The sequence below is a fragment of the Polaromonas sp. P3_C2 genome, assembly GCF_056402675.1.
In genome coordinates this window covers 1-610 of record NZ_JBFUGX010001222.1, presented here as the reverse complement: position 1 = coordinate 610, position 610 = coordinate 1, and the positions used below count along the sequence as shown (strand labels likewise).

The window sequence follows — 610 nt, the reverse complement described above, 5'->3', positions numbered from 1 at the left end:
CTCCAACCACACACGGGGCGTGGCGCTTGATGTCACGCTGCTGGCGCCGGACGGGCAGGAGCTGGACATGGGCACGCCGGTCGACACCATGACGCGCGGGTCCCATCACTTTCACACGGCACACCCCGTCGCCATACAGGTCAACCGCATGCGGCTGCTCACGGTCATGCTGGAAGCGGGTTTTGTGCACCACCCCAACGAATGGTGGCACTACCAGTTGCCTGACGCCAAAAGCTTTCCGCTGATCGAYAGCCATGCTTTCATGCACTGYGTGGCCAATGGCCAGCTGCCCACCCGGCTCAAGGCCGCCTGAGCTCGCCGGCCTGATCGGAAGGAGGGCCGGCCGCCGGCCCCCGCGGCTCGGCTGACTCGGTACGCACCAGCGGCAAATGCTGCGGGTATTCGCGCTGCATGAAGTCCACCAGCGCCTCGCGCACCTTGCAGCGCAAGTCCCAGTTCAGGCTGGAGTTGGCGGACGTCACCAACACCCGCAGCTGCATGCTGCGCTCGCCGACCTCTACCACCTGCAGCAGGCACAGCCGCTTGTCCCATTCGGGCGCCTCCTCGCAAGCGCGCCGTGCCGCCTCGCGCAGCGGGGCCAGGGGCATGC

1 protein-coding gene and 1 pseudogene are annotated in these 610 nt (G+C 67.3%); one reads left to right on the top strand and one right to left on the bottom strand.

Annotated features, from left to right (window positions below):
* Positions 1-313 (top strand): M15 family metallopeptidase (locus AC1DWI_RS25730; RefSeq protein WP_477726266.1); only part of this gene is annotated, 313 nt, incomplete at its 5' end.
* Here the strand turns inward: AC1DWI_RS25730 and AC1DWI_RS25725 are convergent.
* Positions 300-610: pseudogene (locus tag AC1DWI_RS25725) on the bottom strand (mechanosensitive ion channel family protein); the annotation flags it as partial. The gene AC1DWI_RS25730 and the pseudogene AC1DWI_RS25725 overlap by 14 nt on opposite strands.